This is a genomic window from Fibrobacter sp. UWB2 (assembly GCF_002210425.1).
In the GTDB taxonomy this organism is placed as follows: Bacteria; Fibrobacterota; Fibrobacteria; order Fibrobacterales; family Fibrobacteraceae; genus Fibrobacter; species Fibrobacter elongatus.
The window spans coordinates 1-23,880 of record NZ_MWQK01000004.1 but is presented as its reverse complement, the minus strand read 5'-3'; the positions used below and the strand labels follow the sequence as shown (position 1 = coordinate 23,880).

Here is a 23,880-nt window from a genome sequence, read left to right as displayed (position 1 = left end):
TGTCAATTTATCAAAGGCGAATAATCGGATGTTTAAATAACTTTGTCTGTGACGATGCGCCATTCGCCTGGCTTTAATTTGCCAAGCGGGATGTTTCCGATTTGCACGCGGACAAGGCGGAGCGTGGGGAAGCCTACGGCTGCAGTCATGTGACGGACTTGGCGGTTCTTGCCTTCAATGAGCGTGAGCTTTACCCAGCTCGTGGGAATGTTTGCGCGGAAACGTACCGGCGGATTGCGTTCCCAAATCCATTTCGGGGCTTCGACAATTTCAGCTTTGCAGGGCTTGGTGTGGTAGCCCTTGATGTCTACGCCTTTGGCGAGCTTACGGACGGCTTCTTCGGTGATTTGACCGTCCACTTGCGCGAGGTATGTGCGCGGGTGCTCGTATTTCGGGTCCAAAAGTTTTTTGATGAGCTTGCCGTTATCAGTCAGGAGCAAAGCGCCTTCGCTATCATGGTCGAGGCGACCTGCGGCGTACACTCCTGGCGGAAATCCGAAGCTATCGAGGGCGGAATGGCCCGCTTCGGGGGTGAACTGGCTCAAAACACCAAAAGGCTTATTGAAAATAATAACGGTAGACATGCGCCCAAATGATAAAAAAAATTATATTAAAACCATGATTGATATTTATACTTTGGCGAAAAATCCGCTTGTGTTCCAAAAGCCGAGAACAATAACTTCGGCTTATATTGATGTTTCTGGAAAGATGGGCCTTGCACAGACTGTGCTCATGGTCCAGGACAATATTACAGAAAATTTTGGCGCCATGAAAATGGACAATTTCGTGGTGAAAGAAAAGGGCGGCTTCTGGGTCGTTTACAAGGCGAAGTTCAAGTTCCTCAAGCGTCCGTACTGGCGCGACAAAGTCGTGACAACGTCGTTCCCGGCAGATAATCAGCTGATTCGTTTGAATGAAAATACGGCGATTACCACGGTGGAAGGCGAGCCGATTATTTTTGCAAAGCAAGAAATGTGTTGTCTGAGCTTGGATCGCCATCGCCCGATGCGCCTTTCGGATGTGGACTTCCCGACGGAAGGATTCCCGGATGCGTTTATGACGGACGAATTCGACCGCTTTAACGTGAAACCAGAAGAGTACGAAGAAGTTTATCAGCAAAAGGTGTTGCCGCAACATATCGATATGTCGCACCACATGAACAACATCGAGTACGTGAAGCTTGCGTTGAACGTGTTTAGCGCTTCGGATTTGGAACTCTGCATCCCGTCAGAGCTCGAAGTTCATTACTTGGGCGAATCCGAAGAAGGGCAGACGATGAGAGTCTTCCGTGCAGATCACAATGGCGCAACTTACATGCGAATTCTCGACGAAAATGATCGCGCCGTCTTCGAGATGAAACTCCGTATGATGTAAGATTGTTGTTCTGATTGTCATTCCCGACTTGATCGGGAATCGCCTTCTTGTTCTGTGAAAGGAGATGCCCGCTCAGTGGCGGGCATGACAAGGTTCTCTAGTTTGTATTACAAAATATCAAAGAACTCCGGACGGTGAAAGTCCGGTTTTTCTGTTTCTATGCGGAACGCGCTTAGGTAATGGGGCGTGTTTGCTTTATCGGCGCACTTGTAGAGGTTTCCGCGGAGTGGCGCATCAAACGATTTAATGCCAAAAATCTCGGCGGGAATTTCAATCGACATTGTCCAGTAGACGGAATCGTCCTGAATGCTTGGCGCTGTTCCCGAACGCTTGATTTTTGCGATATCTTCGAGTGGAAGAGTTTGTCTGTTATTGCGGTCTTTTCCACGGGCGGCAAGCACGAATCCTCGGCTTGTCGTTTCGAAGTTGAAATATTCGGCTGGGTTTGCGGGGTTCTGCAAAAAGATTTCCACGCAGGAATCTTCCCAGCTGCGTCCGTTGTCTTCTTGAACGGCGGCGCGGTAGCAGTCCACGGGCTCTTCGACGGTAAATTTGACGACGACGTTATTGGGCGTTTGCGAAAACTCGGCAGTGACCATCGGATGAATAATTTCCTGGTTGGCCGTCCATTTCATATTCGGTTTTAAAAGCATGGATAGAAGTTAGAAAAAAGTGATTAATCAGTGATTTAATCGATTAATCACTTTGCCTGTTTGGATAAAAGTGCTGAAATTTGCTCAAAAACGCCAATTTTGTATTTGGCATGTTTTTTGCAAAATGCTTAGCGATTCCGCAGTGACGTGAATGCGCCAAATAGCGGCGAACATTAAAAAATAGGAGGCCGATATGGCTGAAAAAACTGAAAAGAAAACATCGAGTATCCCTGCAATGTCCCCTGCATTTGATTGCCTTGCCGTGACGAATGTGCAAGTCTATCCGTTCAAGGAAGGGGCAAATCTTGGCCACATGAAAGGTGTGGCGACAATTGTGCTGAACGATCAAATCCAGATTCGCGGGCTCCGTGTGATGGATGGCGAAAACGGTATGTTTGTGGGCTACCCGATTGATACGTTCTACAAGGGTGAAGATTATCGCACCGTGTGCTTGCCGATTACTCGCCAGTTGCGCGAACACATCGAAAATTGCGTGCTTGAAAAGTATCAGGCCGCAGTAGCATAAGGTAGGTGCAAATTGTTTCGCAGAATCCGTTCTTATTGCTTGTTTGGAATTAAGGCTGTTCCCGTGAGTGTAGAAGTCGATGCCTCTCAGGGACTGCCTGGTTTTACTCTTGTTGGGCTTCCGGACAATGCGGTAAGGGAATCTCGAGAGCGTGTCGTTTCGGCGATACGTTCTATCGGGAAAGTGGTGACCGGTTTCCGTACAACGGTGAATCTGTCGCCGGCGGATCTGCGAAAGGAGGGGAGTGCATTAGACCTTCCGCTAGCGATAGGCTTGCTTGTTTCGACTGGGGAGATTGAAGTCCCTCAGTTGGATCGCTATGTCTTTGTGGGTGAACTTTCATTGGATGGTTTGTTGAAGCCTGTCCGTGGAGTGTTATCCATCGCAATGAATTTGTCTACAGAACGTGACTGTATTCTCGTTATTCCGCGCGGGAATGTGCAGGAAGCTTCGCTGGTGGAAGGTCTTCGTTTTATTTGTGCGGATTCGCTTGGCGAATGTGTTGAAATTCTGGAGCGCAATTCCAGTCAAGATGTGAAAGTTGCAAAAGGGATTGCGTCGTACTGCGTAGATGTTGATGATAAAGTACCTGATTTTAAAAATGTGGTGGGGATGGATGGAGTAAAGCGTGCTCTTGAAATTGCTGCAGCTGGTGCGCATAACTTCTTGCTAGTGGGCTCACCTGGTGCGGGCAAGACTCTTTGTGCGAAATGCTTGCCGGGAATCCTCCCTGAAATGACTGAATTGGAAATTTTGGAAACGACGCGAATTCATTCGTGTGCTCGAAGTGCAGGAGATTCTGACGAGTTTAAACCTGTGCTTGTAAGACCGTTCCGTTCGCCGCATCATTCGGCGTCTATGGTTTCGCTTGTGGGCGGTGGCACTAGGCTCTTGCCGGGTGAGGCGAGCTTGGCGCATAACGGCGTGTTGTTTTTAGATGAACTTCCCGAGTTCAATCGGAGTGTTTTGGAAGCGTTGCGCGAGCCGATGGAAGAAGGAGAAATCTCGGTCAGTCGTGCAAGTGGGACTGTGGTGTGGCCCGCGCGGTTTATGATGGGCGCTGCAATGAATCCGTGCCCTTGTGGCTATTCAATGGACCCTAAACGCGAGTGTACCTGCTTGCCCGAAGCGCGTAAACGTTATCGTGAAAAAATCTCGGGACCGCTATTGGACCGTATCGATATCCAGGTGAGTGTGCCGCCTGTAGATGCGGCAATGTTTGCTGTAAAAGGGCGAGGGGAGTCGTCTGCCGATATTCGTAGGCGCGTGTGTGCGGCTCGTGCTATTCAGCGGGAACGCTTTCGCAATTTGACTTTTAAGTCCAATGCCGAGATGTCTTCGGAATACGCTCGGAAATTTGCGGCGATGATGCCTGCCGTAGAAAACTTTGCGGTAAATGCCGCTGCTAAAATGGAATTGAGTGCGCGCGGATATTTTAGGTTGTTAAAAGTCGCGCGCACGATTGCTGACCTGCGCGGCGCCTCCGCCGTAGACGTCGTGGACCTCTCCGAAGCTTTGCGCTACCGCGCCTTTAGAGGCTAGTGGCTAATTTGGAAATTTTTGTCATCCTCGACCCTTGAACGCGCAGCGCGAGAGGGGAGGGGATCCAAGAAGAATTTTATATGTCGATAAATATGCAAAAGAAAGGTTTTACATATATCTTATTCAATAAAAAGAATGGAACTCTTTATGTTGGAGTGACTTCTGATTTGAAAAAGCGGGTCTTAGAGCATAAGTCTAAAATCATTCCTGGATTCACGAAAAAATATAATGTGGATAAATTAGGTTATTTTGAAGAGCTAACATCAATTCGCTTTGCTATAGAAAGGGAGAAAAAATTAAAGCGATTGCATCGGTGCGATAAAATAAGATTAATTGAATCTGTTAATTCCGAATGGAAAGATCTTTTTGAATTGATGGCTTAGGAACACTGCTTTCTAGATCCCCTCCCTTCGGTCGAGGATGACTGGCTCGGACAAGTCTCCTTCCTACTTCCTACCGCCTACTGTCTACTGATTTTCACGCTTGCTTCGGCGCCGAGGCAACCGGGGACGGCTTGGGGCTTTGCAACAGAGACTTCGACTGCGGTTGCTTTGGGATAATGTTCCAAGACGTATTCTGCGGTCTTTACGACAAGCGTCTCGACCAGCTTGAAACAAGAAAGGCGGATGAACCCTTTTAGTTCTTCCGCCAACTTTGCATAGTCGATAGATTCGTTTAAATCTTCAGTTTCTGCAGCTTTAGCGAAGTCCAACCAAAGAGTCAGGTTCAAGATTATTGGCTGCTCGTTTTCGCGTTCGTAGGGGAGTATACCAACGATGCAGTCAAATTGAACGTCTTTGAGCCGGATTCGCCCTTGTTCCATTACCATGCGAACAAAACGATAGCAGTGGTCAAGGAGACAGCTGTTACGCCGAACCAAATGTTACGGCCCATAGCGTAAGAATCCTTGGTATCCTTGTTGACCTTCATTCTGGCCTTAAGATTGACGTAGGACCAATCGCTGTTCTTCAAGAATCCTTCAGGACCGGCTTGGTTTCTGTAGTAATCAAGGCATTTTGCCTGATCGCCAAAGGAGCTACATGCGATCTTGATCTTTTCATCAACTGCGTTAGCCACTTTTTCGAGATCCTTATAAGCCTTGTTTGCTTCGCTAGACTTCATCTGCTGGAGAACGCCCATAACGGCGCTGCCTGCGGCAACAGCAGAAAGGGCAACGGCGCTCCAGAAGCGGACTTCGTCAGCAATACCGAAACGGTCGGTGACGTCCTGAGCTGCTGCAGATGCGGAATAGTCGCGAGAGTCTGCGTAAGAGTTCGATTTGTTCAAATCGCCGGAAACGTCAATGTTCTTGTTCTTTGCGGCAATGATGTCTTCATCGCAAGAAACGTCGAATTCATCGCATTCCTGCTTCGGAGCGGTACTGGCGGATGCCTGAGCTTCGCCCTTGAGTTCGGTGGCGATGCCGTTCACAAACGTGATTGCAGATGTTGCGCCTGGAATGTAAACGAACTTGCCGTCGAAGTAAACCTTATCGGCGTCGTCACCCGGCTTCATGCCGCGGCGGACGTAGAGCTTGGACTTGATGACGTTCTTGTACGAAACCGTAGACGGAACGCTCAAGGCAGTCATGGAAGAAAGGTCGCCGGCTTGGCCCATGTAAAGCTGGTAGGCGTTGAGGCCAGATTCTTGAGCGAACTTCTGGCGGAGGACGACGTTTCCAGAGGGAACGGCTGCGGCTTCATCAACAGAAACGGTATTCAGTTCGCCGCTAGAGGCGAAAACCTGATTGTCGGACATAACGGCATCTTTAGCCGAGAAATCAGCAATATCATAAACTCCAGCAAAAGCTGCTGCTGCGGAAAGGCATAAGGCCAATAAGAAAGAACGCTTCATCGTATCTACTCCGAATAATCCAATTTTTTTGGAAAAATATATAAAAAAAACACCAGTAATGAATTATATAAATTTTTTTCACGATTAGAATCACGATTTGGGCGAATAAATTATAAGTGTGATAAAAATGTCACCTTATAATATGAAATGACACCTTGTTTGTAAAAATCTAGTTACAAGAAGTGCGGGAAATCTTCATGTTTTTTCTAATGACTGATAACTAACGACTAATAACGGCCGTTTCTATTTACTATATTTCCCTGCGTAAAATTTTAACCCTAAAAAGAGGATTGCTACAATGGCAAAGCTTTCTATCGAAGATCTCGAACTCGCCGGCAAGCGCGTGTTCATCCGTGTCGACTTCAACGTTCCGCAGGACAAGGTGACTGGCGAAATCACCAACACCAAGCGTATCGAAGCCGCTCTCCCGACCATCCAGTACGCTCTCGATCACGGTGCAGCCGTCGTGCTCGCTTCTCACCTGGGTCGTCCGAATGGCGAAAAGAACATGAAGTACACGCTCGCTCCGGTTGCCAAGAAGCTCGAAGAACTCATCAAGAAGCCGGTGAAGTTCCTCTCCGACTGCGTGGGTCCTGAAGTCGAAGCTGCCTGCGCCGCTATCAAGCCGGGTGAAATCATCCTCCTCGAAAACCTCCGCTTCCACATCGAAGAAGAAGGCAAGCGCAAGATCAAGAACGCCGATGGCACCGAAACTAAGGAAAAGGCCGACAAGGAAGCCGTGAAGGCCTTCCGTGCAAGCCTCACCAAGCTCGCTGACGTCTATGTGAACGACGCTTTCGGTACCGCTCACCGCGACCACTCTTCCATGACTGGTGTTGAACTGCCGCAGCGCGCTGCTGGTTTCCTCATGAACAAGGAACTCAAGGCATTCGACCAGGTGCTCAACAATCCTCCGCGTCCGTTCCTCGCCATCCTCGGCGGTGCAAAGGTCGCTGACAAGATCCAGCTCATCAACAACCTCCTCGACAAGGCCGACAAGATCATCATCGGCGGTGGCATGGCTTTCACCTTCAAGAAGGTTTTGAACAACATCGAAATTGGTTCTTCTTTGTTTGACGAAGAAGGTGCCAAGCTCGTTCCGGATCTCATGGCTAAGGCTAAGGCTGCTGGCAAGGAAATCATCCTCCCGGTTGACTACATCGCAGCTGACAAGTTCGCTGCCGACGCTGCCACGAAGGCTGTCACTGACGCCGAAGGCATTCCGGCTGGATGGATGGGCCTCGATGTGGGTGCTGAATCCACCAAGCTCTTCGTGAATGCAATCAAGTCTGCAAAGACCATCGTTTGGAACGGTCCTGCAGGCGTGTTCGAATTCGAAGCCTTCGAAAAGGCTACCAAGGCTATGGCTGACGCTATCGTCGAAGCTACCGCTGCTGGCGCAATCACCGTTATCGGTGGTGGCGATACCGCTACGGCTGCCAAGAAGTACGGCGCAGACAAGAAGGTGACCCACACCTCTACGGGTGGTGGCGCTTCCCTCGAATTGCTCGAAGGTAAGGTGCTTCCGGGCGTTGCTTTCCTCACTGACAAGTAATCGCAAGAATGTCATCCTGGAGCCCTAAAAAGGGCGATAGGATCCATCACCTTTGAAAGACTCTGCAATTTTTGCAGGGTCTTTTTTGTGTTGTCATGCCGCACTTGATGCGGCATCTCCTTTCAAAACATTTGCGTTTGCGAGGGTTTCTTTTTTATATTAATTCGCATGAAAATTATTTTGTTGTGTGTCGCGTTGTTGATGATGCCTTGCTTGGCGAATGAATCGGCTGTGGTTACGCCAGTTGATTCCGCGGCGTATTACGATAGTTTAGCGAATTATAATTATCAAAGGTTTCGTGCGAATGAGACAATGTCCGAAGTGCTTTATTGGACGAGTGTTGGATTGTCTATTGCCACTCCGATTTTGGTGTTTGCCGCTAGAGGCGCTGCAGATTGTTATGGTCCCGAAGGATGCCGTGGGGGAAATGTTGTTTTGGACGCTGCTGCGATTACCGCTGCGATTTTGGTCTTGCCTTCTTGGATTGCTTATGGAGGTTTTAGTATCGCGAAAATCAGACGTCAGCGGGATTTCTATAATTACAATCGAAAAAAAGATGAACTTTTGGAGCAGCGAAAATCAAAAGAAGCTGAATCCTTCAATTTGCAAGTGCAAATTTCTCCTCTGCTGAATCCTCTGGATGGGCGCTACGGCGCTGTTTTGGCGTTCTCGTTTTAGCCTTGTTCGCCTTGCTTTGGCTCGGCGGTTTCGTCGTGTTCCTCGATTTTACTGACTTTGGTGAACCAGTAGTCTTCGCTGTTGATGGAGCTCATGTTGCCGATGAGCTGGTCGAGGTCGAGATTCTTGATGTCGTTGTTTTCGTTAGGCATGTCTAAAATATAGAGTGTTTTAAAGGCGATTTTTGAAAAATGGCGAAATTTACGTGAAAATTTTCAATTTTTGAGCTTTATTCACGTAAAATTTTAATGTTGTATGTAATAAAAGCTGGTGAACATGCCGCTTTTGTAAATTTTTTTGCTTTTTGGAAGTGATTTTTTCGCGAAAAAGGATCTTTAACCTGTGTTTTGTGCCGGTTTTGAGCGCGAAATCCCGATTTTTCGAAAATTTTGATTAATTTGTACTAGAATTTACGTGAAAATTTGTGAAAAACGCGCTTTTCTCACGTAAAAAATGATGAAAATGCAAAATTTAGTTTTTCAGCGCCTGTCACGAATGTAAATTTACATTGTCTTTTGCGAAAGGAGCATTTATGTCGATTGCCGAATTTTCGAAGAAATTCCATGCGGATAAGCGCGGTAATTGCGCTATGGCTGTAGCTTATGGCTATGCGCGTGCTACGGGCAAGTCCGAAGAAGAAGCGGTAAAGGCCGCTGAAATGTTCCGTACTTTTGGCGGTGGCAAGGCACCGGATGGCTTGTGCGGGGCGCTCTATGCGGCGAAGATGATGCAGCCCGACCATGCCGAATCGATTGAAGATGTCTTTAAGCGTGGGGCGCAGGGTTGTACCAAGTGTCAGGAAATCCGCCCGAACAAAATTATCCCGTGCAACCGCTGTGTGGAACTGGCGGGCGAGGCGCTGGACTTTTTAGAAAAATAATTACACTCTCACGTTCAAGAGGTCTTCTTCCCAAGCTTCTTTTTGCTTGCGGAGGGCTTCGAGAGACTTGTCGTCAGCGCCACTTTCGTCGCGGGCTTGCATGAGCTGCTTGTAGCTTTCGGCAAGTTCTGTGGCGTGCGGATAGTCCGACGCAATTTTAGCAAGAGATTCTAGAATGGCTTCGTCGGAGTACAGGCGGGCGATGCCTTCGAGCGTACGCTCGATGTACTTTTGTGTTTCATTTTCTCGCCTGAACGATTCTGCCTCTTCAAATTCAAGGGGCTTTATTTGGTCCATCCATTCGCATTCTTTGGCGTAAAGCTCGTTATCTTCGGCGATGGCGTCGTTGCGGCCAAAAATTTCCAACTGCGACTTGAGGAACGGTCGATAGCTATCGATGTCGATTTTTTGCGGAGTTTGGCTGACAAAATTGGCAAGATTCTTGAGATTTGCTTCGGAAGGATTGTTCAGGAGGCATTCCTTGAGCACGGCCAACTGGTCTTTGGGCGGGAGTCGCTTAAAAGATTCCGAACGGGTGGTGTTGGCGCGGATTCTGAGGCGCAAAATGCGCAACAGCAGGAGCATCATGATGATAAAGAAAACAATGGACCAATTCATGGGCGGAAAAAATAGCTAATCCGCTAAAAACGGTCGTGAAATTTTGACGTTTTGTTCAGATATAATACGTGAACTGTCATGTTTTCTCAATATTTTCTGTTTTTACATATATTTTGCATTATAAAAGGACCTCATTTTGTTTTATTTGGTTTATATTTAGGTGGAATTGTTGTAACCTATTAATAGGTGGAGATTGGAATCTTATGAAATTTTATAGATGGATAACCCTCGGTGCTCTGTTTGGTTGTTCCGTTGTTGCTTTTGCCCAGACCCAGGATGTCCGCACGTTGGATATTGTGATTCGCGATTTCCAGCCGAATCACCCGGACTTCGAAAACTTTTCGGAAGAATCCGTCGACCATATTAACGAGATATATAACTACGTGACACCGACTGGTGCCGCATTGAATTTGTATGGCTACGATGCCGTTTGGTACTCTAGCTCTAATTACCATAATACTTGCGGTAATATGAACACGTTCACCAAGTATGGTGTCGGTGCTGAAATTGGTACTGATGGTTTCCCGAGACAGGTGAACACGTATCTCCCGGCCTATTTGCAGACTGTTTCTGCTGGTCCTGTCTTGGAGTATGGTGAATGTTCCCAGAAGTCTACTCAGGGATGGACGCAGCGTGGTTACAAGAATGCCCAGAATGACGTGAGTGGTTACAAATGCCCGAATGGTGGTACAGTCTGGGCTAACCCGGTTATTTACACGCCGGGCATGGTGAACCCCTATTTGATGTTTGCTCCTCCTGGTGCCGATGGCAAGATTGATATGTATGACGGTGTCGTCATCAGCAAGATGAACGAACGCTGCGATAACAAGTTCTTTGAACAGTGGTATCTCGACGTGCCGGGCCAGAACAAGCGTGTCAACACGACAATGGATATCCCGAGGGATCCGGCTGGTACCAAGTACTACATTTACGACTATAACTATAACAATGGTGGTTACTCTCCGCTGGATAGCATCAACCCGACTACAAGAGAATGGGTGATGAACAAGCCCTGTAACGCTTCGATCCAGACGAACGGTGTGTGTGACCAGTATGACCCGCAGACTCTCTCTATTTTCTGCCCGCCTTACAATTACCAGTACGCCAAGTCTCAGGCCGACTTCTTGAACCAGAATACGGCTCAGCTTTGCCAGGATTGGTTGAATCAGGGTGGCCCGCGTGCTGTTGATAACGGTAGTGGCCATAGCGCAGCTTGGCAGGCCGCTGTGATGAACGGTAGCCTCGGCTTGCAGCATCTCCGCAATTACGCCTTTACCATGATGGGTTATGCAAGCTTCAAGTACAAGGCTTCTAACCAGACTCCGACTCCGGAAGTGTTTGAATTCGCTGGTGACGATGACATGTGGATCTTCGTGGATGGCGTGCTTGTTGTCGACTTGGGCGGTACGCACTTGTCTGCTCCAGGCAAGGTCAACATCCAGACTTTGGCTTTGAACAATCATGGTTGCCATGTCGGTGAACCGCTTTCCGGTTACACGAACTGCTCCGGCGCTTCTGATGCAACTGGCTGGGCCGATGACACTTGGCATCATTTGCACTTCTTCTATGCTGACCGCCAGTCCGATGGTTCCAACATTTACATCCGTACGTCTCTTGCCGAACTTGCTCCGTCTCGTTACGGCCAGCCGACTGTTAGCGATGTCGTCGTGAAGGTGGACGAAAACGGTATTTCTCACAACAGCATGTACATGAACGTCCCGCTGGCTGACTCTAGCCTTATCGCCATCAACAATCCGAACGTTCCTTCGATGGTTGTGTTGCGCGAAGTGACCGATGCTAACGGCCAGAAGGTGACGTTGGTTTATGGCTTCTATGTGACTTCGATGACGGGCCCGGTTGACAAGGGTGCCGATGGTCAGATGTACCAGTTTGAAGGTGTCGTGAAGGACCTTAATGGAAACATTGTTGAAGGTGGTCTCCTTGGTGATGACCGCTTGGCATTCAACGTTCCGTATAGCCAGGGACTTAACGATGATGGCAATGGCGGTAACTACACTGCACAGGAATGGGCTCAGTTGATGGCCTGGTCTCAGAAGGTGACTTTCTATGTGGCTTCTAGCTCTGGCAAGCATGTGGAAGGCTTCGATGAACGTGAAAAGTGGGGTAAGATTTCTTATACCGCTGTGGCTACGACTCCTGTGGTGCCTGACGATCCTGCTTATGACCGTCCGGACTTTACGAATGAATCCCAGACGCTTACGAACTTGGCTGGTAGCGGTACGATTCCGACCGACATGACGGCTGACCTTGTTTTGACTCCGATTCCGGCTGTCAATAACGTTGACCCGCTCAAGTGGGCTAAGGATAGCGCCAAGGTGCTTATGACTTCTGGTGCTCAGGGCGCAACGACAATCCCTGCAGGTGCCGGCGTTGTTTATGGTGCAGGCCAGGATGCAAACAAGACTCTCTGCTATAATGACGGTTCTGCTAGCGTTCCGGGCAAGAAGAGTAACGAATCTTGCACGAGCTGGTCTTTCCCGACTACTCAGCCGTTCCATGTGAACATTCGCGTGTTTGACCATCTCGGCCACTTTGTGAACCAGTACAGCAAGCGCGTGACGCAGGAAGAATTTGAAAACGCCTTGAACGGCTTGCGTTCTTCTACGAAGTCTGCAGGTGTGAAGATGCCGGGCTGCGGTGAAACTCCGATGTATGGCTCTACGGGTGCAATGCTTGCTACGATCAAGATGTATCCGGTTACGGACAAGGGTCGCTTGCTTGCAACGGGTCCGTATGTTTACCAGATGACGGTCGTGAAGGAAGCTTACTCTTACTGCTATGCAAGTAACGGTAACAACCCGACCATCATGACGATGCCGTTCCAGCGTACTACGGAAACGATTCGTCGTGGTTATCGCAGAACTCAGAAAAAATAAGGCTTAGTTCTATAGATTTTTGAACACCCTGTGGCTTTGCGCTGCGGGGTGTTTTTCTACATTGTGATTATGCTTTACCGTAAGTTTATTTCTCGTCTGTTTGTTGCCATGATGCTTGCTTTGCTGGCTTGCGTTTTTTCGGGCTGCTATAGCTTTACTGCAAGTACGCTTCCGAGCCACATCAAGACGGTCAACATCCATGAAGTCGAGGACAAGACTTTGGACCCGGTACTTGCAAACAACATTCATACCGCTGTTGTCGATATGTTCAAGCGCAATGCGGGTGGCGTGCGTCTTGTGAATGACGAGGCAAATGCCGATTTTGAAATTACTTTGTTAAGCTATTCGAACAAGCCTGAAAACTACAATAGCAATAGCGATGTTGAAACGTATCGTGTGACAATCCGCGTTGAAGTCAGGTTTTACGATAACGTAAAAGAGAGAATCATCTACGAGAGCAAGTCGCTTTCGGCGGATGGTGTCTATGACGTCCAAGCTAACGAGACCGAAGACCGCCATGGCCAGACGCGTGCCGTTGAAAAGCTCCAGGACCTGATTGTCTCGAATGCCCTTGCCAAGTGGTAACTATAGCCCATAAAAAAAGCGACTCGGCAATATCGTAGGAGTACGCATCTTGCCGAGTCTGGGGTTGGTTTGGAGTATCACAAATATGCTTAATTTTGTCGCTTTTGTTAAGCCCTGCTCTGAATAATTCCCCAAAAAATTGCGGAAAATCACATTACTACAGAAAATCCTGTAGTGTCACAGGCTTTTCGTTCAATAAGGCCTCTATGAGCGTGCTGCCTTTGTAGGTGAGCTTTAGTGAAAAGAACGGTTCGCCGCGTTCCAGGAGGGCTAGGAATATCAGGTCGCCGTCCCAGTGGGGGAGTTCCTTCACTTTTTGCTTGTCCACCCATTCCAGTACGCCTTCGTCGCAGTCTTTGATGGAGCCTGTAAATTCGGTTGCCGTAAAGAGGTGCATGAATTCGGTCTGGTCCATGCCGTCGCTGATGAACGTGACGATGCCGCGGTACTTGGGGCGGATGAGTGTGAGCCCTGTTTCTTCGAGTGCTTCGCGGTGGATGCAGTCTTCGGGCGATTCCCATTCTTCGAACTTGCCGCCAATGCCTATCCACTTGTCCTTGTTGATGTCGTTTTTCTTTTTGATGCGGTGGAGCAGCAGGTACTTGCCGTCTTGTTCGATGTAGCAAAGGGTTGTGTTTATCATGCGGGAAAATATAGAATTGTTTGCTTTTAAACACATTTTTTAGGGCTTTTTGCAGAAATATTGACAAACTGCGCGAGATAAATGTATAATTATTGTATGATTTACGAAACTTTTGGCTGGTACTATGCAGAATTGGGTTAAAGAAATCGTCGTAGATTCGAAATTTGAAAATGTCAAGACCTTGACGGACTTTGTTGAAAGCTCCTTGGAGCCGCTGAATCCGTCGCCTAAGGCTATCATGCAGATTGGCGTAGCCATTGATGAACTGTTCAGCAATGTTGTTCGCTATTCGGGATCTTCTAATATGAAGTTGATTCTGAATGTGAACGAGGACGTGCTGACAGCAAAGCTGACCTTTATTGACGAGGGGGTGGAATACGATCCGCTGAAGAAGACGGATCCGGACGTTTCGCTCTCGGCGGAAGACCGTGAAATTGGCGGGCTCGGAATATTCCTCGTGAAAAAAATCATGGATGGCGTTGAGTACAAACGTGATGGTCAGAAGAATGTTCTAACCGTTGTCAAAAAACTGGGTTAATTTATTGTAGATTTTAAAAATACAAAGAGAGGCTGATAATGAAAATCGAAAAAAATGTGGATGGTACCAATACCTCTTTCGCATTGGAAGGGCGCTTGGATACGATGACTGCTCCTTTGCTTGAATCCGAGATTCAGGGCAAGCTGGACGGCGTCACGGATTTGGAATTTGATTTTGCCAAGCTGACTTATATTTCTTCGGCGGGATTGCGCGTGTTGCTTTCTGCTCAGAAGATTATGAACAAGCAGGGCAAGATGATCATCAAGAATGTCTGCGATGAAATCAAGGAAATTTTTGAGGTGACGGGATTCTCGGACATTCTGACTGTCGTGTAGTTTGGTTTAGAATTTGTATGGATGAAAAAACGGCACCAGTGCGGTGCCGTTTTTTGTATGAAAAGGAGATGCCCGCTCGGTGGCGGGCATGACAAGTTCTTATTTTACGCCGATGAGGCTGAGGTCGCGGACTGCGCCCTTGTCTGCGCTGGATGCCATAGCAGCGTATGCCTGGAGAGCCTTGGACACGACGCGGTCGCGGTTCTCAGGTTTCCATGCCTTGGCACCACGGGATTCCATTTCCTGACGGCGTGCGGCGAGTTCTTCGTCGGTGAGTTCCACGTTGATGGTGCGGTTCGGAATGTCGATTTCGATGACGTCGCCTGTGTGCACGAGGCCGATGTTACCCTTGTTGGCGGCTTCCGGAGAAGCGTGGCCGATGGAGAGACCGCTCGTACCGCCGGAGAAGCGACCGTCGGTGAGGAGGGCGCAGGACTTGCCGAGGTGACGGCTCTTGAGGTAAGAGGTCGGGTAGAGCATTTCCTGCATGCCAGGACCACCCTTCGGGCCTTCGTAGCGGATGACGACGACGTCGCCTGCCTTCACCTTGTTGCCGAGAATGCCGTTCACGGCTTCTTCCTGGCTTTCGAACACGATTGCCGGACCGGTGAACTTCCAGATGGATTCGTCAACGCCTGCGGTCTTTACGATGCAGCCATCGATGGCGAGGTTACCGTAAAGAACAGCGAGGCCGCCGTCCTTGGTGTAAGCGTGTTCGCCATCGCGGATTGCGCCGTTTGCGCGGTCGAGGTCGTGGTCAGGATACATGAAGTTCTGAGAGAATGCTTCGATGTTGTACTTGCGGCCCGGGCCTGCGAGGTAGCGCTGCTTGGCTTCGGCTGTCGGGTTACGCTTGAGGTCGTTTGCTTCGAGAGCGTCGCCCATCGTAGCGGCGTGAACAGTCTTTGCACTCTTGTGGATGAGGCCCATACGGTCGAGTTCACCGATGATGCCCATGATGCCGCCTGCGCGGTTCACGTTTTCGACGTGGATGTTGTGGACGGTCGGGGCGACCTTGCAGATGCACGGCGTGTTGCGGGAGAGGCGGTCGATGTCCTTCATGGTGAAGTCCACGCCAGCTTCCTGAGCGACGGCGAGCAAGTGGAGAACGGTGTTAGAAGAACCGCCCATGGCGATGTCGAGGCGCATGGCGTTTTCGAAGGCGTCCTTCGTGGCGATGCTGCGCGGGAGGATGCTTTCGTCGTTCAAATCGTAATACTGGTGGCAGAGTTCCACGATGCGCTTACCGGCGGCTTCGAAGAGCTTCTTGCGTTCGGCGTGCGTTGCAACGATGGTGCCGTTGCCCGGGAGGCTAAGGCCGAGAGCTTCGGTAAGGGAGTTCATGGAGTTTGCGGTGAACATGCCGGAGCAGGAACCGCAAGTCGGGCAAGCGTTGGCTTCGATGTCGGCAACTTCTTCATCGCTGATGGTGTTGTCTGCAGAATCGATCATGGCGTCGATCAAGTCGAGAGCGCGGTCCTTGCCGTCCTTTGTCGTGACGTGGCCAGCTTCCATCGGACCGCCAGAAACGAAGATTGCCGGAATGTTGAGGCGCATAGCGGCCATGAGCATACCCGGAGTCACCTTGTCGCAGTTGGAAATGCACACGAGGGCGTCTGCGCGGTGGGCGTTTGCCATGTATTCGGTAGCGTCTGCGATGAGGTCGCGGGAGGGAAGGCTGTAGAGCATGCCGTCGTGGCCCATGGCGATACCGTCATCGACTGCGATGGTGTTCATTTCCTTAGCGACACCGCCGGCTGCTTCGATCGCGCGTGCGACAACCTGGCCGACATCCTTGAGGTGGACATGACCCGGTACAAACTGGGTGTAGCTGTTCACCACGCAAATGACGGGCTTACCAAAGTCTTCTACCTTGGTTCCTGTTGCGTGCCAAAGGGCACGTGCACCGGCCATTTCACGGCCTTCCATAGTCTTGAGCGAACGAAGTTTCGGCATAATGATCCTTTTTTGTCTTTAATAATTCCGGCGGCATTATATATGCCACCATAAATTTCGGTTATAAGTTAGAAAATTAATTGTTGTTATGATAAAGGGAATGCGCCTAGATTGTAGCAAAGAAGGCGTTGAGGCTAAAGCCGCCGTGGCTTGTTTGGATGACTTTGGCGGTTGGGTTATGCTCTTTCGAAAGGGCGGGGCATTCGCGCAAAAGGTTTGCGGTGCAGGTGTACTTGGTGCCATCGCGGGTGTCGTCTTTTGGGGCGAGGATGGCGACTGTGAGCGATTTGCCGAAATGGTGCAGGTCGCGAGCAAGTTCTGTTAGCTTTTTACCTATTTGCGTGTAAAGCTTTGGGGCGTCAAAATCGAGGCGCTTGCCGTAGGGCGGGTTCAGCACGAGAATGGGCGAGGTGTCGCCGCAGGCGTCTGCAATTTCTTTGGCGGTATAGCTGAAGAAATCTTTTTGTTGCGGTGCGATTGGCGCAGGCGAAATGTTTGCAAGCGGGCTACATTCGATGTTGTGCTTGATGATGTTTACCGCGCGTTCGGAAATGTCGCTCGTGATGATTTTCGCGATTGTCGCGAATGTGTTGCAAGACTTTACTGGACCCTTCGTTTCACTCAGGGTGACGGGTGCAGAAGAGTTGCTTCGCGTAATAAAATTCCACGTGGCTTCCTTGAAAGCGGGCTGGTGTTTAAGTGCAAAATCGCGACAAGTGCCGGGAATGATTTTGTTTGCAATGCAGGTTGCTTCAAGACTGAACGTGCCACTGCCGGACATGAGGTCGATAAGGGTGATGCTTCGCGGATGGCTTGTGTCATCCTGAGCGGAGCGCGGAGCGCGAAGTCGAAGGATCTCTATTGCTTCGAAGATCATCGCGGAGGCGATGGTTTCTTTGAGCGGAGCGTCGTTCACGAATCGCTCAAAGCCGCGTTTATAGAGCTCTTCGCCGGCGAGGTCTAGCCAGATGGTGCAGCGGTCGTCTAGAAAGTTGACATAGAGATTTTGCGACGGGGCGTTGCGGGGTGTCCCCGCAGAGGGGGTTGCGGATGCCGTGTCGGCAGAAGCGAGGGGGAGGCTTACCCCTTCTATTATTTTGTACAAACGTTCGGCGATGGCGTCGCTGTGGTACAGGCGGGAATGTTTGCACGTAACGTGGATGTGTGGTAAGTTACTAGGAATAATACTCTCGTCTCTCGTCTGTAGGGCGTTGTCCGTTCTCTTGTCAAAATACAGTTCCCATGGGATTTCGGCGGCTTTCTTTTCGAGATCGCGGAAGTTTTCGGCTTTGAAACTTGCAACTTCCATGAGCACGCGGTAGGCGATGCGGCTTACGGCGACGGCTTTCCAGGCTTCAGTGAGTTTTGTGGTGAATTCGACTTTGCCATCCCCGATGACGTGCGGCGGTTCTGTTGCGCTTTCGCCTAAAATGATTTCTAATTCTCTCGAAAGAGTTTGTTCAAAACCAAGCGGAGACACGGCTAAAAAGCGGTGCGGTTTTCCGATGATGTGTTTCTTGATGCGTTTTTCGAGAGCGTCACTCATGGACTGCAATATAAAAATTGCTAGGAGTCCAGGTCAACGGCAATGAGGTCCTTGGAAGGAACAGTCGGGGAAACCATGGGGAGCTTGCTCAGGTCCAGGTTGATGGCGATGATTTCGCCGGAGAGCGACATAATGGCACCGGTAGATGTGTTGAAAGTGCCGATGACTTTGCCTGAACCGTCGCTAACGGTCATCGTCTTGGGGGCGATGACGTAGTATTTGGATCCGAGCTGGTAGAAGTAGCTCGGTTCGCTCACGACTAGATTTTGTGGAATTTGAAGGTTAGAAGTTTTATTTGATGCAGAATCCTGGGTCGCTGCACTTTCGGAGCAGTTCCACGCAGTGGCAAGAATGCCTGCTAACAGTAAGCATCTAAAAATGGGTAACTTCATAATCTTTCCTCGAATTGTAAATCTATATTGACAATTCAATTTTGAACCTTAAAAAAGCTTTTCGTAAGTTTTAAATGTTCTCTTTGTGTTCTCGAGCACGCTTGTGGGGCTTTTGCGACTGGATGGGGTGGTTTATGGTGCGTTGAGGGCCTGTTGGGAGCGTTTTTTTAACTTTTTTTTTATTGTGTTACTATCTTTCTTAATATGAATATGAAAAAGTTTGTGTTATTTTCTGCGATTGGCCTTTTGGCCGTTTCCGCATTTGCGGCTCAGGGCGCTCCGATGGGTGCGTCTGTTGATCCGACTCCCGAAGAACAGAAGGCTCTCGATGCCTTGAAGGGTAAACTTGAGGGTGCTATTGTCTGGTCTACGAGCCGAGCAAATTCTCTCCATGATATCTGGATTATGAATGCGGACGGAACAAATGTTCGCGCACTCACCAAGAGCAATAATGTGGACTGGTTCCCGCGTATCGCTCCGGATGGATCCAAGGTGCTCTTCAACCGCAGCAAGGGTGGCTGGGTTCCTGAAAACGATGCAAACTACCCTGAAAAGTGGGACTTGTGGACTGTCGGTATTGACGGCACGAACGAGATGAAGATTGTCGAAAATGCAACGTGGGGCACTTGGCGCCCGGATGGCAAGTCCATTGTGTTTAGCCGTGCAGGCAAGGTCTTTACGATGGACCTCGCGAGCAAAAAAGAAACGCTTGTGCTTGATGGCGAAAAGGTCTTCAAGAAGGCGGGCGTGATTTTGCAGGAACCGAACATGAGTCCGGATGGCAAGCACCTCGCGATTACACTCCGCGGTTCAATGCGCGAAACGGGCGTGTGGGACTTGACGAAGAATGTGTGGACAAAGTCCGGTGACGGTTGCCAGATTGACTGGAATTTTGACGGCACAAAGCTCTACCGCGTGAACCCCACGGGTAACGGTGGTACGGCTGCTCCGAGTGAAATTTTGTGGTTCACCGCCAAGGATGGCAAGCAGGTGGAAAAGGTCGGCTTCTTTGGAATCCCGAAGAACGTGAAGCTGATGGACCTGCCGGGCCGCCGTAGCCATGAATACTTCCCGCGCCTCTCGCCTGATGGCAAGTGGCTTGTGTGGGGTGCAACCGACAAGGGCCATGACCACGATTTGTTCGACTACGAACTGTACATTTGGAAGATTGGCGAACCGGTCGAAACAGCAACGCGTATTACATACAACAGTGGTAATGACCGCTGGCCGGATATTTGGTTTGGGAAGGTTCCTGTGAGCGCAGCTCCTGCAGCAACGGCTAAGGCTGTTGAATCTGCCGCGAACGCAACGGCTGCCGCGATTGCCGGTGGCGTAAGCGAAGCCAAGATGGATGAACTCATCAAGGCGATTGACCGCTTGACGGATGCCGTGAAGGCTCTTGCTCCGGCGAAGTAATTTTTGCAAAACATTAGCCCGGTAATACCGGGCTTTGTCATAGCTTTGCTTAAGTGTGAATAAAACCCGCGAAATTGGTTCGCGGGTCTTTGCTTTAGTCTTTTACGCAACGAAGTGTATGTGGAGGTCTGTAGTAGTATTCGGATTCGTAACTCAATTTTTTCCCGATTATGGATGTGCGGGTAAATGGCTGCATCGTAGCTGTAAATGTCCATCTCCAAGGTGAAACGACTTCTTTTTCTCGATCATGATTTCCGGTAATGTTGAAATTGTCTACAAGGCTTTCATCGTAAAAGGCGTAGGTGTTTGTTCTTTTGTTGAAGTCCTGTTGTGGGTAAATGAGCAATTGCTTAATTTGTTCATTGCTTTGGGAGATTTCTAATAGCTTGTCCCATTCATGGTAATTTGGAATGTGATATTTTTCTGGACATATTCCTTGAATCTTTTCTCCGCTTTCAGCTGCATAGAGTAGTGGGTAGAGCTCGGTTGTATCCGCATCGTCGGGCTTGTTGAGAATCTGCTTATATGTGTAAGTTCTGCCGTATCCAGGGAAGTGTTGAGGAGCATAATATGTGTTGGAATCCGTTGTTGCCGGCGCTTCGAATTCCAAAAGGCTTGCCATCCAAGTGACTGTGGTTCCATCAGACATCTCTATGTCGAGTGTCTTGTAGACATTTCCGTCACGATTGTCGATGAGCTTTCCATACTTTGCTGTATCTACAGGTATTTTTTCTGGTTTTGGGTAATCTTTGATGCAGCGTATTTTCTCGGTACCGCTGGTTACATAGTTTGGATTGAATGTTCCACTTGTTTGGTAAACTTCACCTTTTGAATAATGGATGTTTATATACTCATCCGTTGTGGACACGTAGTATTCGCTACTCCGATAAAAATCAAAGCCTTGGTCGAATAATAGCTCTCCATATTGGTAATTCTTTTGGATCAGTTCAAGCATGTTGTTCCATTCTTTTTTGCTCGTAATGTGCCAATTGTCAGGACATAGTTTTGTATATATATCTTCATATACGTATTCAGTTTTATTAAATTCAAGTGTATTTGCCATCCATACGGCAGAATCTCCGTTCTCAAACTTTAAGGTGAGCGTTTTATAAACATGACCATCACGAGAATCGACTAAGGTTCCAAATTTACCGGTGGTATCAACAATGGGATCGCTCAAGCTTCTGAAACCAGTGTATTCAACCCATGTAGAATCATGGCAGATATGGAGAGAATCCCGATAAGCATTGTTCTTTTGTAATTCACCCTCATTTTTACAATGCCCCCACACTAATCCTTGATGTTCCGGTGAAATGAATTTGTTTATATACTTTTCAAAATTTGGAATAGTCTTTTTCATGTATTTCATGTTTTCTCGGGCTGAATTGAATGTCCCGTATGTCGCTGAATAGGAGTTCTCTTTTACTCTATTCTTTAAAGTCGTATCGCTCCATACGCCGTCTGTTTCTAGATCGTATGTGATTTGTGCTAAAAGGTCAATGGTTTGGGCAATGTCGCCATCGTGATGGTTGAGGAGTATAAGGGTAATCGCTAGGAGCTTTGCGTCTCCTTCGCCATTGGCGAAAATATCCATGTTTTCGAAAGGCGTCCCGTCATCATCGATGTTGAAGGCTTTGAGGACTTCAATTTCGGCTTGCTTTTGGGCTTGTGTAACATTTAAACCTTGTTGTACCAAGTATTGAATTCTGTTAAACGCCAAGTGACTCAGAATGTTGATGTTGACGTCTTTGTTTTTTTCAATCTTGACAAGACCATTCAATGTGATGGGGGTGAATGATCGTTTTCCTGTAATTTCGTTGATGAAATTACCTTTGACAACCATCCATGCGTAAGGCTTGCTTAGGACTACGCTATCGATGTGATACTTGCCTTCGTCGTTGTCTATTGTTGTGGAATAGTGAATTCCTGTTTGGTGCAGTTGCTCGTCGAGTTCGTAGAGTGTAACGGTTGAACCTTTGATGAATGGCCCTTTTTGCGAAATTCCCGATACGGTTTCTCCAGATAAGACAGCGTCGCTTTCGCCATTGGATGCAATTGGGCTGAACGTTGACTCGTTGCTACATGCCTGAAATAGCAGGCTTAGTGCCAGTATGGGAGTTGCGATGAGCCCATTGAAAAAAGATTTGATAAGCATGGTTTCCTCCTTTAATTTTTGACACAACGAACGTTGAGTTTAAGGTCTAGAACATTTGATTTGAGTGTTTTGTAATTGGTGTTCCAAAAGTCGATTATTAGGGTTGGAAAATAACCCGTATTATTCAGTAGTCTTGCTGATGAACCGAAAAAAACGGAATAGAAATTGGATTGTCTGAGAGGAGTGTTATCGTAGATGTAATCGCTGTTTACATCAAAGGAGATGTCTCCTTTTGTATCGCAACTGACCTCTTCGAGTTCTTCGGGTGAGCCTGTTTTGCAAGTAGAATAATTTTCATTTATTTGTGCATAAGCAAATGCAATGAAGTGTGCGTATGGTACAAAGGAGTTATGATTTGTAGCAATGGGCTCGAAAAATATAGGTATTGCTCCGAATTCGATGTTGTCTTCTAGTATTCTATTAGTAAAGTAGATTTTGTTCCAATCTTTGCTGTATAAGTTGCTAGGTGAACCTACATATTCAAGAAGTGCTTTCCATTCGTTAGTATTTGGAATATGCCAGCCTTCAGGACAGATTCCTTGGTAAAAGATTTCTTTCCTGTCTAGTACAGCCTCGTAATGCTGAATGAATGAGCTGTCCTTTAGGACTAAAGCTTCTTCTCGTGTATAAATGCCTTTTTGATTTTCTTCGTTTTGAGTTGCAGAATTGCCAGCAAATTGAAGATTTTCTGCCATCCATTCATACGTTTTTTCTTTAAAGGTGAAACTTGTTGTTTTATAGGTTTTACCATCTCTAGGGTCGGTTATGGAGCCTGTTTGGTGTTCAATCTTTTTTGTTGAATTTTCAAATTGTTCGCCTGAAAGGAGGAACCATTTTTTTCCAGTACAAATCGCGTATTCGTAAGTGAAGGATGTATCGGCTGTGTTGGTTGGCATATTTGTTATTTCTATGGGAATTGCGTATTGCAACTTGGTGTGTTGGCCGAGATTTTCTTGGGTGCATGACCCGAGATTTTCGTAACGACTTAAGACGTTTGTTGCGTTCTCTTTTTGGAATACGAACGAGTATGCGGCTATTTTTTCTGTTAAGCTGTTGTTAAGGGTGCCGTCTGCTGCGAAATCGTTGGCAATGCTGTCGATGAGTGTTTTTACTTCTTTGCAGGAGAAACTGTAATCTCTGTGAACGGTTTTGGAAATCGGGATATATTCTCCAATAAAGAAATTTCTATCCACCATTTTGCTGACTTCGTACAAAATACGATCTTCTTCGGTTTGTCCGTTAATGTCGAGGTCTTCTGCAGAATGCTCGTGTTTCTCGTAACCGAATTGGGCGAATATTTCTTTTTCGGCTTGAGCTTTTGCAGCGTTGAAAGGCATCCCGGAACTGACGAGATTTAAGATGCGTGGGTATTCAAAGTGCGTGAACAAATTGATGTTCGTGGAATTGCGGCTGCTGATGTCGCTTGCTGCATTTAGAGAAATAGAGCAGTCCGAAAATGAATGCGTGAATTCTCTATTGTAGAATCCTTCGGCGGTGAGCAATGCGTATTGGCTTTCGAGATTGATGTTTTCAATCTTGAATTCGCCGGCATCGTTTCGAATGGTGGCGTAAAACTCCTTGCCGGTAGGGGTGAGGCTTCCGTCTTTGCTTGTTTCTCTGAGGTATACGCTGGAACCCTTTGCAAACGGCCCTTTCTGCGAAACGCCTGCGATGGTCTTGTTTGTGATGGCGACAACGCCTTCGGTTTCTTCGCTGATGCCGCCTGCAACATTGCGA

The 23,880-nt window shown here is 48.2% G+C and carries 24 protein-coding genes; 12 read left to right on the top strand and 12 right to left on the bottom strand.

Going from position 1 to position 23,880, the window contains the following annotated elements; genetic code table 11:
• Positions 1–32: 32 nt before the first annotated feature.
• Positions 33–584, bottom strand: a complete 552-nt coding sequence (locus tag B7982_RS08320; protein ID WP_088660342.1) for a pseudouridine synthase — start codon at positions 582–584, stop codon at positions 33–35.
• Positions 585–618: 34 nt separating this feature from the next.
• Between B7982_RS08320 and B7982_RS08315 the strand changes: the two genes are divergently transcribed.
• A complete protein-coding gene (locus B7982_RS08315) occupies positions 619–1,374 on the top strand; it encodes an acyl-[acyl-carrier-protein] thioesterase (protein ID WP_012820229.1) in 756 nt (251 codons plus the stop codon).
• Positions 1,375–1,481: 107 nt separating this feature from the next.
• Here the strand turns inward: B7982_RS08315 and B7982_RS08310 are convergent, their stop codons facing one another.
• Positions 1,482–2,027: a carbohydrate-binding family 9-like protein gene (locus B7982_RS08310; protein ID WP_088660341.1), complete on the bottom strand. Its 546-nt coding sequence runs from the start codon at positions 2,025–2,027 to the stop codon at positions 1,482–1,484.
• A 193-nt stretch (positions 2,028–2,220) separates the two neighbouring features.
• Here B7982_RS08310 and B7982_RS08305 point away from each other — a divergent pair, with 193 nt between their 5' ends.
• The 3 genes from B7982_RS08305 (at position 2,221) to B7982_RS08295 (ending at position 4,478) form a co-directional block, all read left to right on the top strand.
• Positions 2,221–2,553: a SpoVG family protein gene (locus B7982_RS08305; RefSeq protein WP_233138445.1), complete on the top strand. Its 333-nt coding sequence runs from the start codon at positions 2,221–2,223 to the stop codon at positions 2,551–2,553.
• A gap of 12 nt (positions 2,554–2,565) precedes the next feature.
• The gene (locus B7982_RS08300) at positions 2,566–4,095 is read left to right on the top strand and encodes a YifB family Mg chelatase-like AAA ATPase (RefSeq protein ID WP_088660340.1); all 1,530 of its coding nucleotides are present in this window, start codon (positions 2,566–2,568) and stop codon (positions 4,093–4,095) included.
• Positions 4,096–4,187: 92 nt separating this feature from the next.
• Entirely contained in the window at positions 4,188–4,478 is a 291-nt protein-coding gene (locus B7982_RS08295) for a GIY-YIG nuclease family protein (protein ID WP_073424715.1), read from the top strand.
• A gap of 77 nt (positions 4,479–4,555) precedes the next feature.
• On the opposite strand, the gene folB is transcribed toward B7982_RS08295, so the two are convergent.
• Positions 4,556–4,924: a dihydroneopterin aldolase gene (gene folB / locus B7982_RS08290; RefSeq protein ID WP_233138444.1), complete on the bottom strand. Its 369-nt coding sequence runs from the start codon at positions 4,922–4,924 to the stop codon at positions 4,556–4,558.
• Positions 4,918–5,949, bottom strand: a complete 1,032-nt coding sequence (locus B7982_RS08285) for a hypothetical protein (RefSeq protein WP_088660339.1) — start codon at positions 5,947–5,949, stop codon at positions 4,918–4,920. Before B7982_RS08285 ends, folB begins: the two co-directional genes overlap by 7 nt.
• Positions 5,950–6,247: 298 nt before the next feature.
• Here B7982_RS08285 and pgk point away from each other — a divergent pair, with 298 nt between their 5' ends.
• Positions 6,248–7,504 carry a phosphoglycerate kinase gene (pgk, locus tag B7982_RS08280; RefSeq protein WP_072808597.1) on the top strand — a complete coding sequence of 419 codons (1,257 nt, stop codon included), beginning with the start codon at positions 6,248–6,250 and terminating at the stop codon, positions 7,502–7,504.
• Positions 7,505–7,672: 168 nt separating this feature from the next.
• The gene (locus B7982_RS08275; RefSeq protein WP_088660338.1) at positions 7,673–8,182 is read left to right on the top strand and encodes a hypothetical protein; all 510 of its coding nucleotides are present in this window, start codon (positions 7,673–7,675) and stop codon (positions 8,180–8,182) included.
• On the opposite strand, the gene B7982_RS15015 is transcribed toward B7982_RS08275, so the two are convergent.
• Entirely contained in the window at positions 8,179–8,334 is a 156-nt protein-coding gene (locus tag B7982_RS15015; RefSeq protein ID WP_176421738.1) for a hypothetical protein, read from the bottom strand. The genes B7982_RS08275 and B7982_RS15015 overlap by 4 nt on opposite strands.
• A 380-nt stretch (positions 8,335–8,714) precedes the next feature.
• Here B7982_RS15015 and B7982_RS08270 point away from each other — a divergent pair, with 380 nt between their 5' ends.
• On the top strand, positions 8,715–9,062 hold the full coding sequence (locus B7982_RS08270; RefSeq protein ID WP_088660337.1) for a hypothetical protein: 348 nt from the start codon (positions 8,715–8,717) through the stop codon (positions 9,060–9,062).
• On the opposite strand, the gene B7982_RS08265 is transcribed toward B7982_RS08270, so the two are convergent.
• Positions 9,063–9,680, bottom strand: a complete 618-nt coding sequence (locus tag B7982_RS08265; RefSeq protein WP_088660336.1) for a hypothetical protein — start codon at positions 9,678–9,680, stop codon at positions 9,063–9,065. It abuts the gene before it with no gap.
• 203 nt (positions 9,681–9,883) lie between these two features.
• Between B7982_RS08265 and B7982_RS08260 the strand changes: the two genes are divergently transcribed.
• Together B7982_RS08260 and B7982_RS08255 are read left to right on the top strand one after the other, a co-directional pair.
• Positions 9,884–12,577: a fibro-slime domain-containing protein gene (locus tag B7982_RS08260; protein WP_088660335.1), complete on the top strand. Its 2,694-nt coding sequence runs from the start codon at positions 9,884–9,886 to the stop codon at positions 12,575–12,577.
• A 69-nt stretch (positions 12,578–12,646) separates the two neighbouring features.
• A complete protein-coding gene (locus tag B7982_RS08255; protein WP_088660639.1) occupies positions 12,647–13,162 on the top strand; it encodes an LptE family protein in 516 nt (171 codons plus the stop codon).
• Between the two features lie 157 nt (positions 13,163–13,319).
• On the opposite strand, the gene B7982_RS08250 is transcribed toward B7982_RS08255, so the two are convergent.
• Positions 13,320–13,805 carry an 8-oxo-dGTP diphosphatase gene (locus tag B7982_RS08250; RefSeq protein ID WP_088660334.1) on the bottom strand — a complete coding sequence of 162 codons (486 nt, stop codon included), beginning with the start codon at positions 13,803–13,805 and terminating at the stop codon, positions 13,320–13,322.
• 124 nt (positions 13,806–13,929) lie between these two features.
• Here B7982_RS08250 and B7982_RS08245 point away from each other — a divergent pair, with 124 nt between their 5' ends.
• A complete protein-coding gene (locus B7982_RS08245) occupies positions 13,930–14,343 on the top strand; it encodes an ATP-binding protein (protein WP_088660333.1) in 414 nt (137 codons plus the stop codon).
• A gap of 38 nt (positions 14,344–14,381) precedes the next feature.
• The gene (locus tag B7982_RS08240; RefSeq protein WP_088660332.1) at positions 14,382–14,678 is read left to right on the top strand and encodes an STAS domain-containing protein; all 297 of its coding nucleotides are present in this window, start codon (positions 14,382–14,384) and stop codon (positions 14,676–14,678) included.
• Positions 14,679–14,777: 99 nt separating this feature from the next.
• Here the strand turns inward: B7982_RS08240 and ilvD are convergent, their stop codons facing one another.
• The 3 genes from ilvD to B7982_RS08225 form a co-directional block, all read right to left on the bottom strand.
• Positions 14,778–16,634, bottom strand: coding sequence for a dihydroxy-acid dehydratase (ilvD, locus tag B7982_RS08235; protein ID WP_073442874.1), 1,857 nt, complete (start codon positions 16,632–16,634; stop codon positions 14,778–14,780).
• 106 nt (positions 16,635–16,740) lie between these two features.
• Entirely contained in the window at positions 16,741–18,180 is a 1,440-nt protein-coding gene (locus tag B7982_RS08230; protein ID WP_088660331.1) for a class I SAM-dependent RNA methyltransferase, read from the bottom strand.
• 20 nt (positions 18,181–18,200) lie between these two features.
• Complete coding sequence (locus B7982_RS08225; protein WP_088660330.1) at positions 18,201–18,572, bottom strand: hypothetical protein; 372 nt, start codon at positions 18,570–18,572, stop codon at positions 18,201–18,203.
• Between the two features lie 204 nt (positions 18,573–18,776).
• Here B7982_RS08225 and B7982_RS08220 point away from each other — a divergent pair, with 204 nt between their 5' ends.
• Positions 18,777–19,988, top strand: a complete 1,212-nt coding sequence (locus B7982_RS08220; protein ID WP_088660329.1) for a PD40 domain-containing protein — start codon at positions 18,777–18,779, stop codon at positions 19,986–19,988.
• A gap of 94 nt (positions 19,989–20,082) precedes the next feature.
• Here B7982_RS08220 and B7982_RS08215 read toward each other — a convergent pair whose 3' ends face one another.
• Positions 20,083–22,143, bottom strand: a complete 2,061-nt coding sequence (locus B7982_RS08215) for an FISUMP domain-containing protein (protein WP_088660328.1) — start codon at positions 22,141–22,143, stop codon at positions 20,083–20,085.
• Positions 22,144–22,154: 11 nt separating this feature from the next.
• On the bottom strand, positions 22,155–23,880 hold a 1,726-nt coding region (locus tag B7982_RS08210), incomplete at its 5' end, for an FISUMP domain-containing protein (RefSeq protein WP_144065938.1).

Excerpts from the sequence above, each read along its gene's own strand:
- B7982_RS08320 (WP_088660342.1), bottom strand. The coding sequence starts at position 584 with ATGTCTACCGTTATTATTTTCAATAAGCCTTTTGGTGTTTTGAGCCAG.
- B7982_RS08315 (WP_012820229.1), top strand. The coding sequence starts at position 619 with ATGATTGATATTTATACTTTGGCGAAAAATCCGCTTGTGTTCCAAAAG.
- B7982_RS08310 (WP_088660341.1), bottom strand. The coding sequence starts at position 2,027 with ATGCTTTTAAAACCGAATATGAAATGGACGGCCAACCAGGAAATTATT.
- B7982_RS08305 (WP_233138445.1), top strand. The coding sequence starts at position 2,221 with ATGGCTGAAAAAACTGAAAAGAAAACATCGAGTATCCCTGCAATGTCC.
- B7982_RS08295 (WP_073424715.1), top strand. The coding sequence starts at position 4,188 with ATGCAAAAGAAAGGTTTTACATATATCTTATTCAATAAAAAGAATGGA.
- folB (WP_233138444.1), bottom strand. The coding sequence starts at position 4,924 with ATGGTAATGGAACAAGGGCGAATCCGGCTCAAAGACGTTCAATTTGAC.
- B7982_RS08285 (WP_088660339.1), bottom strand. The coding sequence starts at position 5,949 with ATGAAGCGTTCTTTCTTATTGGCCTTATGCCTTTCCGCAGCAGCAGCT.
- pgk (WP_072808597.1), top strand. The coding sequence starts at position 6,248 with ATGGCAAAGCTTTCTATCGAAGATCTCGAACTCGCCGGCAAGCGCGTG.
- B7982_RS08275 (WP_088660338.1), top strand. The coding sequence starts at position 7,673 with ATGAAAATTATTTTGTTGTGTGTCGCGTTGTTGATGATGCCTTGCTTG.
- B7982_RS15015 (WP_176421738.1), bottom strand. The coding sequence starts at position 8,334 with ATGCCTAACGAAAACAACGACATCAAGAATCTCGACCTCGACCAGCTC.
- B7982_RS08270 (WP_088660337.1), top strand. The coding sequence starts at position 8,715 with ATGTCGATTGCCGAATTTTCGAAGAAATTCCATGCGGATAAGCGCGGT.
- B7982_RS08265 (WP_088660336.1), bottom strand. The coding sequence starts at position 9,680 with ATGAATTGGTCCATTGTTTTCTTTATCATCATGATGCTCCTGCTGTTG.
- B7982_RS08260 (WP_088660335.1), top strand. The coding sequence starts at position 9,884 with ATGAAATTTTATAGATGGATAACCCTCGGTGCTCTGTTTGGTTGTTCC.
- B7982_RS08255 (WP_088660639.1), top strand. The coding sequence starts at position 12,647 with ATGCTTTACCGTAAGTTTATTTCTCGTCTGTTTGTTGCCATGATGCTT.
- B7982_RS08250 (WP_088660334.1), bottom strand. The coding sequence starts at position 13,805 with ATGATAAACACAACCCTTTGCTACATCGAACAAGACGGCAAGTACCTG.
- B7982_RS08245 (WP_088660333.1), top strand. The coding sequence starts at position 13,930 with ATGCAGAATTGGGTTAAAGAAATCGTCGTAGATTCGAAATTTGAAAAT.
- B7982_RS08240 (WP_088660332.1), top strand. The coding sequence starts at position 14,382 with ATGAAAATCGAAAAAAATGTGGATGGTACCAATACCTCTTTCGCATTG.
- ilvD (WP_073442874.1), bottom strand. The coding sequence starts at position 16,634 with ATGCCGAAACTTCGTTCGCTCAAGACTATGGAAGGCCGTGAAATGGCC.
- B7982_RS08230 (WP_088660331.1), bottom strand. The coding sequence starts at position 18,180 with ATGAGTGACGCTCTCGAAAAACGCATCAAGAAACACATCATCGGAAAA.
- B7982_RS08225 (WP_088660330.1), bottom strand. The coding sequence starts at position 18,572 with ATGAAGTTACCCATTTTTAGATGCTTACTGTTAGCAGGCATTCTTGCC.
- B7982_RS08220 (WP_088660329.1), top strand. The coding sequence starts at position 18,777 with ATGAATATGAAAAAGTTTGTGTTATTTTCTGCGATTGGCCTTTTGGCC.
- B7982_RS08215 (WP_088660328.1), bottom strand. The coding sequence starts at position 22,143 with ATGCTTATCAAATCTTTTTTCAATGGGCTCATCGCAACTCCCATACTG.